Origin of the sequence: Maricaulis salignorans (assembly GCF_900103475.1) — a bacterium.
GTDB lineage: Bacteria > Pseudomonadota > Alphaproteobacteria > Caulobacterales > Maricaulaceae > Maricaulis > Maricaulis salignorans.
Genome location: NZ_FNHG01000005.1, coordinates 89,083 through 105,038, shown reverse-complemented (window position 1 = coordinate 105,038; position 15,956 = coordinate 89,083). Strand labels below are relative to the sequence as shown.

Here is a 15,956-nt window from a genome sequence, read left to right as displayed (position 1 = left end):
TTGAATGCTAGAAGAGGGAGTCAAAATTGACGCGGGGGAAGATGTCCAGTTTCGAGTTCTCACCCGCATTGAACACCTCGCGGCCGGAACCGCGGAAGACTTCAAGCGCGCGCTTGTAGGCATCTTCCTGGTAAGAGACGTAAGGGATGCCGAACGTGCCGCCCACCTTGTGATAATTGTCGATGAAATGCGCTTCCTTGAGCATTTCAAAGACCTCTGGTGTGATGCGGATCTTCCCGGGGGGATAGACCTTCGCCAGCGGCCCGTAGCTGTGATCACACCCGATAATGTAGACGGGGTTCAATCCGAGGAAGAAAGCGAGTTGCAGATTGATGTAGGTGATCGTCGAGCCGAGATAGACGATATTCGCGAAGTCGGTCGAGAAACCCGGATAGAATTCCTTCCAACGGTTTTTGGTCGGATAGCTCTCGACGGCAACATTCGCAAAAAGCGTGTCTTCATCGACCTTCTTGATCGCGTAGGAATTATGGAGACCATAGATCTTGACCGGCCCCTTGACCTCGGCAAGCTGGTCGCGCCGGTCTTCCACCTGCTGGATATCTTCCATGGTGAAATAGGTCGTGTGAAAACCCATTTCCTTGAATTTCAGGAAGATGCCATTCGACCCGATCGTGACCTCATCCTTGAGCTTGGTCAGATCCATCTGCCCCAGGCTCGGACCGTTCCCGATCACAAAGCCGCGCTTGCCCTTGTGCTTGTTCCACAGTTTCGCGATGCGGCCCTGATAGCCCGGATCGCGGGTGGTGAAGGGGAAGCCCTTGCTGAAATCCAGGCGCAAGGTCTCAAAATAGCGCGCCCGCGCGCGCCTCACACGGAGATAGCTCGCAAGCCGCTCCAGATGTGAAATATCCGAACTCCAGGATAACACATCGCCCCCCTAAATCGCCCTGCGCCGCAAATCTGCTGGCGCGCGTCGAGTTGTATCAGTTCACAGGATACTCGGCTTGACCGACAAGCATGTCGACCACGGCCATGAGCCAACCCATATGAATGCATTCGACGATATTATAGGCGCGACTATCGACCCAAAAGTCGATTTCCGCCATGCCACGCAATGGATTATCGCCGCCCGAGCCGGTGAAGGCGACAACGGGAATACCCTTGGACCTGGCATATTCGGCAGCCTTGACCGCATTGGGGGATTTGCCGCTGACGGATATCAGGACCAGCACGTCTTCCGGGTCGCTGTAAAACTCGACCGCTTTGGCGATCCAGTTTTCATAGCCGAAATCATTGGAGAAACAGGTGATGAGATTGGGTTCGTTGAAATCAACCGCCCGCACGCGCCCCTGCTTGGTGAAGTCGACAGCCCCGTGCGACGAGATCGAAGCGCTGGCACCATTGCCGGCAAACATCAGCTTGCCGCCGCGCTCACGAACACTCAGGCACAGCTTGTGGAATTCCAGCAATTTTCCATAGACCTGCTCGTCGAACATCAAGCCTTTGTACTTATTGAAATAATCACCAAGCCATGTGTGATCGACCTTCGACATGTCAGACTCCCAGAAATGATTTCGATCCAAGCCGCGCTCGCGACCGACCGGCTAGTGGTTCGATGCTAATTCTTGTAGCAATTTTTGTTCCATTTGGAACGCTCATTCTCCGGATTTGCACAGTCGGCAACAGTGCCGAGCCTAGTCCCGGAAGCGCTTGAGGCTGTCGCGCTTGATCGCCCAGACATTGAAGGTTCCGACGCCGGAGACGTGCGAAATCGGCCGGTGCGAGGTCGCGCGGAGATAGTTATAGGACTTGGCCACCCCGTAGGCGAAGCCCGCCCGCTCCAGACGGACGAGGGCCTCGGACAAGCCGTCTGCCGTCTTGTCCGGGTCGATATGCCACTCCATGGTGAGCTGATCGACCCATTTCAGCTTGTGCTCGATCTCGGCCAGCACCCTGGGCTCGGCGCCTTCGATATCCAGCTTGAGATAGTCCACCGGCCCGGTGATGTACTCGCTGAGCCGCACGGTATCGACCGTGATCTCATGGATGGCATCGCCGAACGCCGTACGCCGCTCGGTCAATGAGCCCGCCATGGAATGGTCTTCGGAGACGAAGAAGGTCTCCTGGCCACCATGGTCGGACAGGGCCGCCGTGTGCACGTCGACATTGGTGAAATCATTGCGGCGGACATTCGCCCTGACCAGATCGGCATATTCCGCGATCGGCTCGAAGGCGGTGATTTTTGCGTCGGGATAGAGCAGTTTCCAATAGACCGTGGACATGCCGAAATTGGCACCGCAATCGATGATCACCGGGTCCGGCTTGTCGCTGTGGAAGTAGTATTCCTCATCGATCAGGATTTCATTGACGAGGGTCCAGAGCGAGCGGCGGTCGATGAACTGGATCTCGCCGTGCGGCAGACGCATGACATTGCCCTCGCACAGCCGCGAAAGCATGTAGTCACGCACATCGGTTTCGCGGCCGAAACCCCTTTCAGGCGGGGCCACAGTCGCGGCGACCTCTTCCAGTCTTTCCTTGCCATAGATCCGTTCCAGTGATCGCCAGACAGTCGCGGCGCGCCCCGTGAAATCGAGCAGCTTGCCTTTGCCTTTCCACGGCTGATCCAGCAAGTTCGACAGGACGGCCGGGGAGCCGGCGAGCTTGGCCGCAAGGACCGGCTCATCACCGAGCGCGTGCTGCACGCTGTTCCGGAAACCGCCGACGCGAAGCAGGGTCGGGGTCGCTTTGGAGAATGCGTTGCGATCGGCGACAACCTTCAGGATCTCGGTCGTCAGCAGGCGCGCCGCATAGGCCTCATCGTCCCGCAGCGCACGCTTCGCAGCGTCAACCAACCGGTCGCTGGCAATCCGCCGCGCAGCGGGCTCGAGCACCATCGTGTCGTCCGCGACCGACTCGATAATCTCTTCATTGAGCAGAACGCGGGCGTATTCCAGATCGCGCATCATCAATCGCTGGATCGCCAGCTGCACACCGGTCGCCCGGATCGAGCCGGCGGCGACGGTTACGAAGGCCATTGTGTCTCTCGACTTGCGCAGGACAGCCTGGTCCAGCACGGCCCGCGCATAGGACGTATCCTCCAGCAGGAGCGTACGAACGGCGCGCACCAGAGGTTCGCTCGTGAGCTGTCCTGCGGCGATCGTCCGGAAGCCCGAAGATCCGGCCATCGCTTCAAGGGCGGTTTCAGTGATGATACGGCTACGATACCCGGCATCGGATTCAAGCGCCGCACGGATGGCGCCCTCTGCCGCCGCACTGCTGATCTCACCGGCGGCGGCCCGCTGGAATTCAGGCGTGCCGCGCAAGTGCTCCAGAATGTCCGCGTCAATAATCCGGGCCCGCAAGGCCGGGTCCGCAGTGATCGCGGCCCGCACCGCCTCGATCATGTAATCGCGGCCGACCTGCTGTGCCGCCACGTCGGCGAAGACCGGGTCCACCGACACGCGGTTGAGCGCCTCCCGCGAGATGATCCGGCGGGCATAATCCGCGTCCGTTGCCACAGCCTCGCGAATGGCGTCGACGACCGGCGTGTGGGCAATCGCGCGGGCGGCGGCCGCCAGGAAGACCGGATTGTCGGCCATCGCCTCCAGGACAGCCCCGGTGATGATCCGGCTCTGGTATCCGGCATCTGTTTCCAGCGCCGCGCGGATGGCACCGGCGAGCTCGTCGCTGCCGATTTCCAGCGCAGCAACGCGCCGGAAGTCAGGCGCGGCGCGCGTATGTTCGAGAATTTCGGCATCGATGAACCGGGCGCGCAGAGCCGGGTCGCCGGTGATCGCGGCGCGGACCGCATCGATCATGTAATCCTGCCCGACCAGCCCCGTGACCACATCGATAAAGCCCGGATCGTGGGCCAATCTGGTCAGGGCCTTCGGGGCAATCACCCGGCGGGCATATTCGACGTCTTCGGCCGCCGCGCGCCGGACAGCCTGGATGAGCCGCGCGCTGTGGATCGCCGCCGCCGCGGCGTCGAGGAATTCCGGGTCTTTGTGCGCGGCTTCATAGACGTCGGCGCCCAGGATGGCGGCACGGAAGGCAGCATCCTTCGCCAGCCGGCCGGCAATATGCCCGGCCAGTTCGCGGCTATCGAGGCGTTCCTCGATGATCGTCTGGAGGTCTTTACCCGCTGAAAGGTGACGCAAGGCGTCGAGGCCGATCACATGGCGGGCATAGGGCGCATGCTCGCCGGCCCGGCGGGCGACGGCATCGACCAGGGCCGGGTCATCGAGGCGTGAGGCGGCCGCGTCGAGGAAGACCGGGTCAGCCAGGACATGGCTCAACTGCTCGCGCGTCAGGACCGAGCGCGCATAATCCGGATTGCCGGCCAGGCGGCGTTTGACCGCCTCGCGAAGGGCCGGACGTCCCAGCCCCTCGGCGGCGATGGCGTCGAAGCGGGTCGACTCGCTCAGATTGCGCAGGACGCGGTCATTCACCAGCTGCCAGGTCAGCCCCATGTCCGACTCCATGCGCGCGCGCATGGCCTCAAGCATCAGGGGGCTGCCAGCCTGGTCAATGACACGCGCGACACAGTCCGGCCGGGCCAGCAGCGCGTCGAGGAAAGGCGGGCTCGACAATTGCGGCGAGATCGTCGCGGAGTCCGGAAGGCGCTGACGCAAGGCGTCGAGCAGCAGACTGTCCGGAATATGCGCCATGATGGCTTCGGCATGACCCGGCGCGGCGGCCGCGCGGGCGGACAGGTCAGGGCGCGCCAGAACGGCCGCAACGCGCTCCGGCTGGGCCGCGACAGCCGCATCCAGCACAGCCTGGTCTTCGGAACCGCCCAGGACGTCAATCAGCGCGGACCGAAAGTCCGCCCAACGCAAAAGCAGGCCCAGGATACGCGTCAGAAAACTTTGCATATTCGCGCCGTCGATCCATTCTTCCGGTGGACGCCCACCGACATCCTGAGGCTAACGCGCCCGCCGTATCGCGCGCGCCGCACGCAGCGCAAGGTTGAGTTCTACCCTCACACCCATGCGGTCAGATATAGCGGCGAAAGCTTTGCTGGCCACCCGCGCCGTCATATCGCTCAACTCCGGCGCAGACGCCCAGGCATCGTGAAGCGATCCCGGACCCGCTGCCGCACTACTCGAACATGTTGCGCAATATCGTTTCCAATGCCGACTATTTGCCCCAACAGCAGTCGCTCGATTGTCGCCATGTGGCCCACATTGACCGGCGAAACCCGACGGTCCATAAGCTCATGAACACACTATGATCATGAAGCTTTCACCGCATGATTTTTAACTTCTATCACCTGGGCCACGGCAAATGAAGCTACTCGCGACAGTCCGGGAGGGATACCGGGCAGATATCGACGGGCTCCGCGCTCTCGCCGTACTTTCGGTTGTACTCTTCCATATCGACAAGACCTGGGTGCCGGGCGGCTTCATCGGCGTCGATATCTTCTTCGTGATCTCCGGCTTTCTCATTACCGGCAATATCGCGCAGGACATCGAGCGCGGCAGTTTCAAGATCACCGAATTCTACCGGCGCCGGATCCGCCGGATCATGCCCGCATTGTCGGTCGTGCTGCTGACCTGCCTGCTGGCCGGACAGATCCTGTTCCTGCCTGATGACATGCAGAACCTGGCGTTCAGCGCCATCGCATCCCAGCTTTCCCTGGCCAATTTCTACTTCCTCTTCTCTCTCGACACGGGTTATTTCGCAGACGATTCAACCCTTCACCCGCTGCTGCACCTCTGGACTCTGGGGGTCGAGGAGCAATTCTACCTCCTCTGGCCGCTGGCCCTGTTCGCGGTTGGCGTGCGCGGCTTTACCCGCGTCCTGATCGGCGTCCTCTTCGTGATCGCGGCAGCGAGCTTCGCCGCGGCCCAGCTGATCGCGCCGGACGCGCCCATGGTCGCCTATTACATGTTGCCAACCCGCGCCGGACAGCTGATGGCGGGCGCCCTGTGCTATTTCCTCGTGCGGGAAAGACAATCCACCACCCCCTTTCCCGGCTGGTCCCGGGAATTGATGGGCTGGGGCTCGCTGGCCCTGATCGCGGCCAGCCTGATCTGGATCGACGAGAGCATGACCTTCCCGGGGATCCTCGCTATCCCGGTCACACTGGGATCGGCGGGCCTGCTCCTGACCGGCAGCGTCGGCGGCTCCTCGCTGTCGCGCGCCTTCACCTTCCGGCCCTTCGTCTGGATCGGCCTGATCTCCTACTCGCTCTATCTGTGGCACTGGCCGGTTCTGGCCTTTGCGCGCTATGTGACGGGCGAGCTCAACCTGCCGCAACAGGCTCTCGCCTTCCTTGTCATGATTGCGCTGTCCTGGATGTCCTTTCGCTGGGTCGAGGGGCCGGCGCGGCGCACGCGGGCCAGTTTCAGCCGCGTTTTCCTGACGCATTTCGCCCTGCCGACCGCCGTGTTGATCCTGGCCGTCATCGGGATCCGCGCCACGGACGGGCTGGGTGTCTGGACGCTCAATGCGGGCTATACTCAACGCCTGGCCCAGCTCGAACTGGACAATCTGCCCAGCACCGCTTCGCCCTTTGTCTGCCAGGGCCCCTATCTCGACCATGACGATGTCACCCTGCCGGCTTGCCGCATCAATAGCCTGGATGAGCCCAGGGCCTTGCTCTGGGGCGATTCCAATGCCGGCCATTATGTTGCGACCGTCCGCGCCATTGCCGAGGATCTCGGCTTTGGCTTCCGCAATATCGCCCACTCGGCCTGCCCGCCCCTGCTCGAGCACGCGCCAGAATTCGCCAATCCGCGCACGGCAGACGGGTGCGAACAATCGATCGCCGCGACACTGGACGTGCTCGACCAGTACCCGGCTGTCATTCTCGCTGCGAACTGGGAGAACCACATCAATCAATGGGGTGATCGCTTCCTGGATGAAGTCAGCGCCACGGTCACGCAATTGCGCGAACGCAATGTCGATGTTCTGGTCATCGGCCGCCTGCCGCAGCTGGCCTCGGTCGATCATGACTGCGAGCGCAAGCAATTGCGATTGCCCTTCATGGATTGCGGCAGCCGTGCAGTCATTGCCCGGACGCGCCCCGACCGGGTCAATGACGCCTTGCGCGATGTGGTCGTGGCCGCCGGTGCGCGCTATGTCGATTTCAACGACCATCTCTGCGAGGATGGCGTTTGCCATGGCGTCCAGAACGGCACGATGCTGTATTACAATGTCGGACATCTGAGCCAGCGCGGCGGCGAGATCCTCGGCGAGGCGGTCATCAATGACGAGGCCATTCTGCAAGCCTTCAGACCGCTGGTCGCGATCAGCCCCAGCGATATGCCGACGATCGCGCGTGGTCCGGCTGCCGAACAGCTTCCCTCGCTGACCCATCTCCTGTCACCGGATATCTGGTCGAATGACCGCGCCATCCGCATTTCCGGCGGGCTGTTATTCCGGGACGAGACCGAGACCGGCTACCAGTCCAGCTATCTCACCCTGGCGCCGGGCTCACTGCCGGCATCCGAGGCCCGCTCACTGACGGTCACAGCCATCTTCCGGCGGCTGGATGCAAGCCGTCCGCTCCTGCGCGTCACCACATCCGGCCCGGATGGCCGTTTCGACTTCATCGTCAACGCGGCAGGCGATGGTGTCGAGCTGCGCCGCGGCCGCCCGGACGCCTGGACGGAGCAAGTCGATGGAGACCTGATCCGGCTGACGGCGACCATCCCGTTCGATCCGGCCAATAGCGAGCTGAGACTCGATATTCTCCCGGCCGCCGCGACCAGCCTCAGCAATGAGTATACGGTCGCCGCGACCGGTAGCATTGTACTGGCGGATCTCGCGATCAATTATGCCACCACCAGCTCGCCTGCCGAACCCTCACCCTGATATCCGAGCGTGAAACGGGTCGTCTCCGCACATAAACGGGGCGGTCGCCCGCCAACACCGAATGAAGAGCCGATCGATGAGCGATACACACCCCGGGACAACCTCGAACTACCGGCCGGATATTGACGGATTGCGGGCGCTCGCCGTGATGGCCGTCGTGCTCTTCCATATCGACAAGACCTGGGTGCCGGGCGGCTTTATCGGCGTCGATATCTTCTTCGTGATCTCGGGCTTTCTCATCACCGGCAATATCACCAGCGATATCGGCCAGGGCCGCTTCAGCATTGCCGAATTCTACCAGAGGCGGATCAAGCGGATCATTCCCGCCCTCGTGGCGCTGATCCTTGTGACGCTCGTGGCCGGGCAGATCATCATGCTGCCCGCCGACTTCAAGGACCTCTCGCTCTCCTCCGTTTTCTCGGTCCTGTCGCTGGCGAATTTCTACTTCCTGTTCTCGGTCGACACCGGCTATTTCGCCGACGATTCCACCACCATCCCGCTGCTACATCTGTGGACGCTCGGCGTGGAGGAGCAATTCTACCTGCTCTGGCCGCTGATCCTGGCCGCCTGGGGGACGCGGGGCTATAGCCGCCTGGTTCTGGCCGGGCTCGCAATGGTCGCGCTGGCGTCCTTCCTGCTCGCCCAGTTCGTTGCGCCATCGGCGCCAATGACGGCCTATTACATGCTGCCGATGCGGGCCGGCCAATTGCTCGCCGGCGCGATCTGCCTGATGGCAGTCCGGCACCATTACCGGGACGCCCGGCTGCCGCGCCTCCTGCGTGAAATGCTCGCCCTGCTGTCGCTGGCACTGATTGCGGGCAGCCTCGTCTTTATCCATGAGGGCGACCTCTTCCCGGGCTTTCTCGCCATCCCGGTCACCCTGGGCGCCGTCGGTCTGATCTATGTCGGCAGCGCCGGCGGGTCGCTGGTCAATCGCGCCCTGTCATTCCGGCCCTTTGTCTGGATCGGCCTGATCTCCTATTCGCTCTATCTGTGGCATTGGCCCGTACTCGCCTTCGCGCGCTATCTGGCCGGCGATCTCGACCTGCAGCTCAAACTGATCTGTTTCGCGATCATGATGGCCGCCTCAATCCTGTCCTACCGACTGGTCGAGCAGCCCCTGCGCCGCACCAAAGCCTCGCTCGCGCGCATCTTCACCGTCTATTTTGCGGTGCCGACAGTATTTATTTTGGCAGTTTGCGGCGCGGTTTTCTCGACCGGGGGGTTTGGCGTCTGGCGTCTGGACTCGAGCTATGTTGCTCAAGTCGACCAGATGTTCAGAGAATCCGGCTCGTCAACTAGCGCCCCTTACGTCTGCCAGCGCTTCATGCTCCGCGACGACATGCTGACGAGGCCGGCCTGCCGCATCAATGCCAGCGAGGAGCCACCGGTTCTGATGTGGGGTGACTCCAATTCCGGGCACTATGTCGGCACCGTTCGAGAAATCGCCGATGCGGCCGGTTTCGGGTTCAGAAATATTTCCATCTCTTCTTGCCCACCGATTCTGGACGCCCCCGGCCAGTACGCGTCAGTTCGATTCAGCGATAGCTGCGACACGTCGGTCGATCTGGTGCGGAACATCCTTCCGAATTACGACCACATGATCCTGGCGGCGAACTGGGAAAATCACCTCACGCGACATGGTCAGCCATTCATCACCTCCTTGGGGGCGACGATTCAAGCACTGATCGATGACGGCAAAACAGTGATGGTGATCGGACGCATTCCCCAACTCACGCAAGCTGATCCAACTTGCCCGATCAAGGCTTTGCGCTTCCCCTTCCTGCAGTGCGCAGAGCGCGGATCGGTGGACCGAACCGCGATCATGGAAGTGAATCGGATTGTCCGGCTGACTGCTGAATCACTCGGCGCCACCTATCTTGATTTCAATGACTACCTTTGCGACGGAACGACCTGCCAGGGTTTGATAGACGGACAACCTTCCTATTACGACCGTGACCATCTTAATTGGCGCGGTTCGGAACGCCTGGGTGAAGCGGTGCGCACAGATGCCAGCATCTTGGCGCTCTTCGAGACATTTCTGTCCGCGGACGGGCCCTTGCCAATACGCGAAAACACCCCCAGCCCCGCGCTCACCGTCAATCCTGACCTGTCTTTGATGGACCCTTCCGACTGGCGCGCAACAGCTCTATATCGCTCCGGCTCGAATATCCTGCTCAGCGATGATCGCGCAGCCTCCTATCAGACTGCCAGTTTCGAGGTCGATGCCGCCACGCTTGCCACTTATCCCGATGCCCGGTCGGCGACGCTGGAGATCGTGCTTGATCGCCCACGCAGCGTTTTCCCGATGGTCCGGGTGAGGCTGGATCCCACCGGCGAGCGCTTTGAGTTTCTGGTTGATGGTGAGACCGGACGCACCTTGCCGCGCCGCGATGCCGGCGAAACGGACTGGCGCGAAAGCGTCACGGACGAGAATATGCGGCTGACCATCCCGTTCGACCTGCCGGCCGGAACCCGTAGCGTCATGATCGAGCTGATCCCGGCCGCCAGCGCGCCGGGGCAGGATTACGAATACTCACGCGCGCATACCGGCTCGCTCATCATCCGGGCAGCGGCGCTGGAGTTTCATGAGGAGTAGCGGCCCTTGGCGGAGCCGCAGCGGTCAGAGTTTCTGGTCGAAGGCGCCGATTTCCGGATAAGCCGAGAGCAGACCCTCAATCGCCGCGAACACGGATGCGACATCATCGGCCGATTCCGTGCTCTCGATCACGACAACGAGATTGGGCGTGTTGGAACTGGCCCGCACCAGACCCCAGGCCCCGCCCTCGAGCGTGAAGCGCACGCCATTGACGGTGTTGACGTCGACGATACGGCGCCCGGCCATCATCTCGCCGGCGGCATGTCGGGCCTGGATATCGGCGACGATGCGCTCGACCACCCCGTATTTCACTTCATCGGCGCAGGCCGGTGACATGGTCGGCGAACCGAAGCTGACCGGCATGGCCCGGCGCAGGTCGGCCATGCTCTTTCCGGGATTGCGATCGAGCATTTGCAGGATGGCGCGCGCGGCCACCAGGCCATCATCATAGCCGCGGCCAATCGGTGGCTGCAGGAAGAAATGGCCCGATTTCTCGAAGCCGGCCAGGGCGCCCAGCTCTCGCGAACGGCGCTTGATGTAGGAATGGCCGGTCTTGTAATAATCCGTCTTGCAGCCATGTTCGGCCAGCACCGGATCGATCGCGAACAGGCCGGTCGATTTCACGTCCACCACAAAGGTCGAATTGGGATAGAGCGGCGCCAGGTCGCGCGCCAGCATCAGGCCGATCTTGTCGGCGAAGATCTCCTCACCCTCATTATCGACAACGCCGCACCGATCACCATCGCCGTCAAAGCCCAGGCCGATATCGGCCTTGTGTTCGAGCACGGCATCGCGAATGGCGTGCAGCATTTTCATGTCTTCAGGATTGGGATTGTAGCGCGGGAAGCTGTGGTCGAGTTCGCAATCGAGTTCCACCACTTCGACGCCCATTGCCCGCAGGGCCTGCGGCGCGAAAGCACCGGCCGTACCATTGCCGCAAGCCGCAACCACCTTGAGCGGACGCGCGATCCGGGCGCCCTCCGAAACGTCGGCGAGATAGCGTTCAGCCACGCCCGTCTGTCGGACATAGCCGCCGCCGGCGCGGGACTGGCCCAGGCCGCCCAGCACGATCTCCTTCAGGCGTGACATCTCGTCGGGGCCGAAGGTGAGTGGCCGCTGGGCCCCCATTTTGACGCCGGTCCAGCCATTGGAGTTATGGCTCGCCGTCACCATGGCGACGCAGGGCAGGTCGAGATCGAATTGCGCGAAATAGGCGGTGGGCGACAGGGCCAGCCCGATATCATGCACCTCGATCCCGGCATCCATCAGACCGACTTCCAGCGCCTGTTTGACGCTCAGGGAATAGCTGCGGAAATCATGGCCAACCGCGATTTTCGGGCTGACACCCAATTCATGGATGAGCGTGCCCAGACCAAGTCCCAGCGCCTGGACGCCGTACAGGTTGAGATCCGGAGCGACATCGGAGGCCGGGTGCCCGAACCACCATCGCGCATCATATTCGCGAAAACCGGTCGGTTTGATCAGCGGCTCATTCTCGAAAGCGGAAGTGTTGGGCTTCAGTGTCGCTTGTGGGATCTGGCTCATTATGCGCTTCCATCTGCAAAACGGGTGGGTTGGCGCTGGCATGACCCTGCAAAACCGGGCGCCGGGACCAGAATCGGTCCGCATGATGCCGGCCGCGCCCGTGCAGGGCGCGGCGGCGAGGCGTCAGGCCGTCGGCCGTCCCACACTGGAATAGGCGAAGCCGGCGCTGGCCATTTCTTCCGGTGAGTAGATATTGCGCAAATCAACAATGACCGGCGCACGCATGACCGACTTGATCCGTTCCAGATCCAGCGCCCGGAACTCGTTCCATTCGGTGATGATCACCAGGACATCGGCATTCTCGGCGCAGAAATAGGGCCCCGAAACGAAGTCAACGCCGGTCAGGAGCTTTTCCGCTTCCAGGGTTCCGGCCGGATCAAAGGCCTTGATGCGCGCACCGGCCTTTTGCAGGGCCGGGACGATCTCGAGGCTTGGCGCATCGCGCATGTCATCCGTATTGGGCTTGAAGGTCAGGCCCAGCACGGCGACGGTCTTGCCGGAGACATCGCCATCACAGGCGGCAATCACCTTGTTCGCCATCGAGCGCTTGCGGGCGTCATTGACCTCGACCACGGTCTCGATCAGCCGCAGGGGGGCGCCGGATTCTTGCGCAGTGCGCGTCAGGGCCAGGGTATCCTTGGGGAAGCAGGAGCCGCCATAACCGGGGCCGGCATGCAGGAATTTGCCGCCAATGCGATTGTCGAGACCGACACCGCGCGCGACTTCCTGCACATTCGCGCCCACCGCTTCGCACAGATCCGCCATCTCGTTGATGAAGGTGATCTTGAGGGCGAGGAAGGCATTGGCGGCGTATTTGATCAGTTCGGACGTGCGCCGCGATGTGAAGACAATCGGGGTCTCATTGAGGAAGAGCGGCCGGTAGATATCGTGCATGACGGTGCGGGCGCGCTCGTCATCCGTGCCGACGACGACGCGGTCAGGATGTTTGAAATCGTCAATCGCGGCGCCTTCGCGCAGGAATTCCGGGTTGGAGACAACCGCAAAATCCGCGTCAGGCCGGGTTTCGCGGATAATGCGCTCGACCTCATCACCGGTGCCGACCGGCACGGTCGATTTGGTGACGACCACGGTATAGCCATTCATGACGCTCGCGATTTCGCGGGCTGCGGCATAGACATAGCTCAGATCGGCGAAGCCATCCCCGCGCCGGCTCGGCGTGCCGACGGCGATGAAAACCGCATCGGCATCGCGCACGGCTTCGGTCAGGTCATCGGTGAAGCTGAGACGGCCCTCACGGACATTGCGCTGGACCAGCAAGTCCAGGCCAGGCTCATAAATCGGGATGCCGCCAGAGCGCAGCGTCTCGACCTTTTCGACATTCTTGTCGACACAAATGACCTCATGGCCAAAATCGGCAAAGCAGGCACCAGAAACCAGGCCCACATATCCCGTCCCGATCATTGCAACACGCATGTCGAATTTCTCCTGCTTTGATTGCGACCGGTATCGCTGACCCAGCGAGCCTGTGCAAGGGAAGATTGCCGCTAGGCGGGGCCGGAGGCTGAGCGATCCGGCATCAGCGCGCTGATCGCCTTTTTCCCGAGTTTCAACAGCGGAACTTCTATCAGGCGATGGGTGAGCCAGGCCAGCACCAGGCTCGCCAGCAGCGCGGCCGTGTAAAAGACCGGGCTGGCGAAAACCGTGCCCGCCAGACGGGGCGCCAGGATTCGCGCCAGAATATCGAGTGCGAGGCTGTGGCCGAGATAGCCGGCATAGGACCAGTCACCGATGCGCGCCGCCAGCTCCGGCAGGCGTGGACGCCAGGCGAGCACCGCCCAGACCATGCCGATCGCGAACGGGGCGAAGACCAGGACGCGGATGGCCGGATCCCTCAGCCCCTCCAGCCCGTGGACCGCCGTCCAGGCGAGGCCGAGGGCAGATCCCGCAAGGGCCAGCGCCAGGGCGGTGAATTTGCGGCACATCAGCCGGTCGGCATACCGGGCGATCAGGGCGCCGGCCAGAAACAGCAGGTTGAACGGGCTGATGGCCAGCTCGATCCAGGCCGCCCGACCCTCGGCCAGGCCAAGAAATCCGCCGATCGTCAGGCCCGACCAGGCCAGCACCGCCCAGGGCCGCACACGCGCCGGCAAAGCGAGAAAGACGGCATAGGCGAGGTAGAAATACAATTCATGGGTCAGCGTCCAGGCGACCGGGAGAATCGGGGGCTGGCCGACCGGGAAGAGCGTGAGCGAGGCCAGCCAGTCCTTGTCACGCAGTGCCGTACCGGACCCATCGCCGAACACCAGCAGATAGCCGGCCACCGCGATCGCCGTATAGACCCAGTAGAGCGGGAAGATCCGGTTCAGGCGGGCGAGAAAGAAGCGGGGCCGCAAGCCGGAGAGGCCGCCATAGAGATGGTGGATGATAAAGCCGGAAATGACGAAGAAGACATCGACGCCGCTAAAGCCGAAATAGGCGAAACTGCCCAGCAGCGGGTCACCGAAGAAACGGCCCTCGCTCTGATGGGTATGGCCAAGGACGACCAGAAGGACAGCCAGCGCCCGGAGATATTGCAGCTCGACGATCTGACCCCGGACCGGTTTCGCCGCTGCTGGCACTAGGCGGCCGCCCGCTCGATCGCCGAACGCACATCATCCACCACGCTGCGGATCAGCTTCATCTCACCTTCGGCCATGACCCGGATCACCGGTTCCGTGCCGGAGGCCCGCACCAGCAAACGCCCGCTCGTGCCCATGCGCTGTTCCGCCTCGGCGATCGCGGCGAGAACGCCGGCGTCGGTGAGCAGGGCCTTGCCCTGGGTGACGCGGACATTTTCCAGCAATTGCGGCGCGGGCTTGAAGACCCGGAAGACCGAACTGGCCGGCTGACCGGAATCGACCAGCACCCGCAGCACTTGCAGCGCCGCGATCAGGCCGTCGCCGGTCGGGGCGAAATCCGGCATCACGATATGGCCGGAGGCTTCACCGCCGAGATTGATACCGGTTTCCTTCATGCGCTCGGAAACATAGCGGTCACCGACCTGGGTGCGTTCGAGCGCAATCCCCTCACCTTCGAGAAAACGTTCAAGGCCGAGATTGGACATCACCGTCGCGACGATGGCCGGTTTGGCCAGCTCGCCGGTCTTGTGCCAGTGACGCGCCAGCATGGCGAGGATCTGGTCGCCATCAATGACCCGGCCCTTCTCGTCGCACAGGATGAGGCGATCACCATCACCGTCGAGCGCGATGCCGAGATCGGCGCGATATTTGACCACTTCCTTGGCCAGCCGGCCCGGCGCGGTCGAACCGCAATCCTCATTGACGTTGAAGCCATTCGGCTCAACCCCGATCGGGATCACATCGGCACCAAGCTCCCACAGCGCCGTCGGGGCGACCTTGTAGCCAGCACCATTGGCGCAATCGATCACCAGGCGCAGGCTCGACAGGCTCTGATTGCGCGGGAAGGTCGATTTGACGATTTCGACATAGCGCGCCTGGGCGTCGTCGATCCGCTTGGCACGGCCGAGATCGGATGGCGCCGCCAATTCCTCGCTGAGGCCGCCATCCATCAGCGCCTCGATCTGCAATTCGGTTTCATCGTCGAGCTTCTTGCCCTCGGGCCCGAAAAGCTTGATGCCATTGTCATGATAGGGATTGTGCGAGGCGGTGATCATCACGCCCAGATCCGCGCGCAATGACCGCGTCATCAGCGCCACCGCGGGCGTGGGCAGCGGGCCAAACTGGAAAACATCCATGCCCACCGAGGTGAAGCCGGCGACCAGGGCGGATTCGATCATATAGCCGGACAGGCGCGTATCCTTGCCGATCACCACGGAGTGCCGCCCGGTATGGCGGACAAAATGCCGCCCCGCTGCCATGCCGAGCCGCAGCGCGGTCTCGGCCGTCATCGGGAAGGAATTGGTGAGGCCGCGAACGCCATCCGTGCCGAAGTATTTCTTGCCCATGTGCGCTTCCAAATGCTGGTTTGCGCAAAACATATAGGACAGCGACCCTTACGCGAAGTGAATGCGTAAGCTGGACGGCAGCAAAACGATCCGATAGGCGTG

General features: G+C 62.3%; 9 protein-coding genes. 2 read left to right on the top strand and 7 right to left on the bottom strand.

The genetic code is table 11. The features are described 5' to 3' along the window. Nucleotides 1-7: 7 nt before the first annotated feature. The 3 genes from BLT42_RS06225 to BLT42_RS06215 form a co-directional block, all read right to left on the bottom strand. Nucleotides 8-889, bottom strand: coding sequence for a 6-hydroxymethylpterin diphosphokinase MptE-like protein (locus BLT42_RS06225; protein WP_091768479.1), 882 nt, complete (start codon nt 887-889; stop codon nt 8-10). Between the two features lie 55 nt (nt 890-944). Continuing rightward, entirely contained in the window at nt 945-1,514 is a 570-nt protein-coding gene (locus BLT42_RS06220) for a D-sedoheptulose-7-phosphate isomerase (protein ID WP_091768476.1), read from the bottom strand. A gap of 141 nt (nt 1,515-1,655) precedes the next feature. Next, nucleotides 1,656-4,838: an FkbM family methyltransferase gene (locus BLT42_RS06215; protein ID WP_091768473.1), complete on the bottom strand. Its 3,183-nt coding sequence runs from the start codon at nt 4,836-4,838 to the stop codon at nt 1,656-1,658. Between the two features lie 412 nt (nt 4,839-5,250). Between BLT42_RS06215 and BLT42_RS06210 the strand changes: the two genes are divergently transcribed. Then, a complete protein-coding gene (locus tag BLT42_RS06210; RefSeq protein ID WP_091768470.1) occupies nt 5,251-7,785 on the top strand; it encodes an acyltransferase family protein in 2,535 nt (844 codons plus the stop codon). Nucleotides 7,786-7,861: 76 nt separating this feature from the next. Continuing rightward, on the top strand, nt 7,862-10,384 hold the full coding sequence (locus BLT42_RS06205; RefSeq protein ID WP_176780277.1) for an acyltransferase family protein: 2,523 nt from the start codon (nt 7,862-7,864) through the stop codon (nt 10,382-10,384). Between the two features lie 24 nt (nt 10,385-10,408). Here the strand turns inward: BLT42_RS06205 and BLT42_RS06200 are convergent, their stop codons facing one another. From BLT42_RS06200 to glmM, 4 genes are all read right to left on the bottom strand, one after another. Further along, entirely contained in the window at nt 10,409-11,929 is a 1,521-nt protein-coding gene (locus tag BLT42_RS06200; RefSeq protein WP_091768465.1) for a phosphomannomutase/phosphoglucomutase, read from the bottom strand. 123 nt (nt 11,930-12,052) lie between these two features. Continuing rightward, the gene (locus tag BLT42_RS06195) at nt 12,053-13,363 is read right to left on the bottom strand and encodes a UDP-glucose dehydrogenase family protein (RefSeq protein ID WP_091768462.1); all 1,311 of its coding nucleotides are present in this window, start codon (nt 13,361-13,363) and stop codon (nt 12,053-12,055) included. A 71-nt stretch (nt 13,364-13,434) separates the two neighbouring features. Further along, on the bottom strand, nt 13,435-14,508 hold the full coding sequence (locus BLT42_RS06190) for an acyltransferase family protein (RefSeq protein ID WP_091768460.1): 1,074 nt from the start codon (nt 14,506-14,508) through the stop codon (nt 13,435-13,437). Further along, nucleotides 14,508-15,854: a phosphoglucosamine mutase gene (gene glmM, locus BLT42_RS06185; protein ID WP_091768459.1), complete on the bottom strand. Its 1,347-nt coding sequence runs from the start codon at nt 15,852-15,854 to the stop codon at nt 14,508-14,510. The genes BLT42_RS06190 and glmM overlap by 1 nt, the downstream gene beginning before the upstream one ends. Nucleotides 15,855-15,956: the final 102 nt, after the last annotated feature.

Coding starts and splice junctions, on each gene's coding strand:
- BLT42_RS06220 (WP_091768476.1), bottom strand. CDS start 1,514: ATGTCGAAGGTCGATCACACATGGCTTGGTGATTATTTCAATAAGTAC.
- BLT42_RS06215 (WP_091768473.1), bottom strand. CDS start 4,838: ATGCAAAGTTTTCTGACGCGTATCCTGGGCCTGCTTTTGCGTTGGGCG.
- BLT42_RS06195 (WP_091768462.1), bottom strand. CDS start 13,363: ATGCGTGTTGCAATGATCGGGACGGGATATGTGGGCCTGGTTTCTGGT.
- BLT42_RS06205 (WP_176780277.1), top strand. CDS start 7,862: ATGAGCGATACACACCCCGGGACAACCTCGAACTACCGGCCGGATATT.
- BLT42_RS06200 (WP_091768465.1), bottom strand. CDS start 11,929: ATGAGCCAGATCCCACAAGCGACACTGAAGCCCAACACTTCCGCTTTC.
- BLT42_RS06210 (WP_091768470.1), top strand. CDS start 5,251: ATGAAGCTACTCGCGACAGTCCGGGAGGGATACCGGGCAGATATCGAC.
- glmM (WP_091768459.1), bottom strand. CDS start 15,854: ATGGGCAAGAAATACTTCGGCACGGATGGCGTTCGCGGCCTCACCAAT.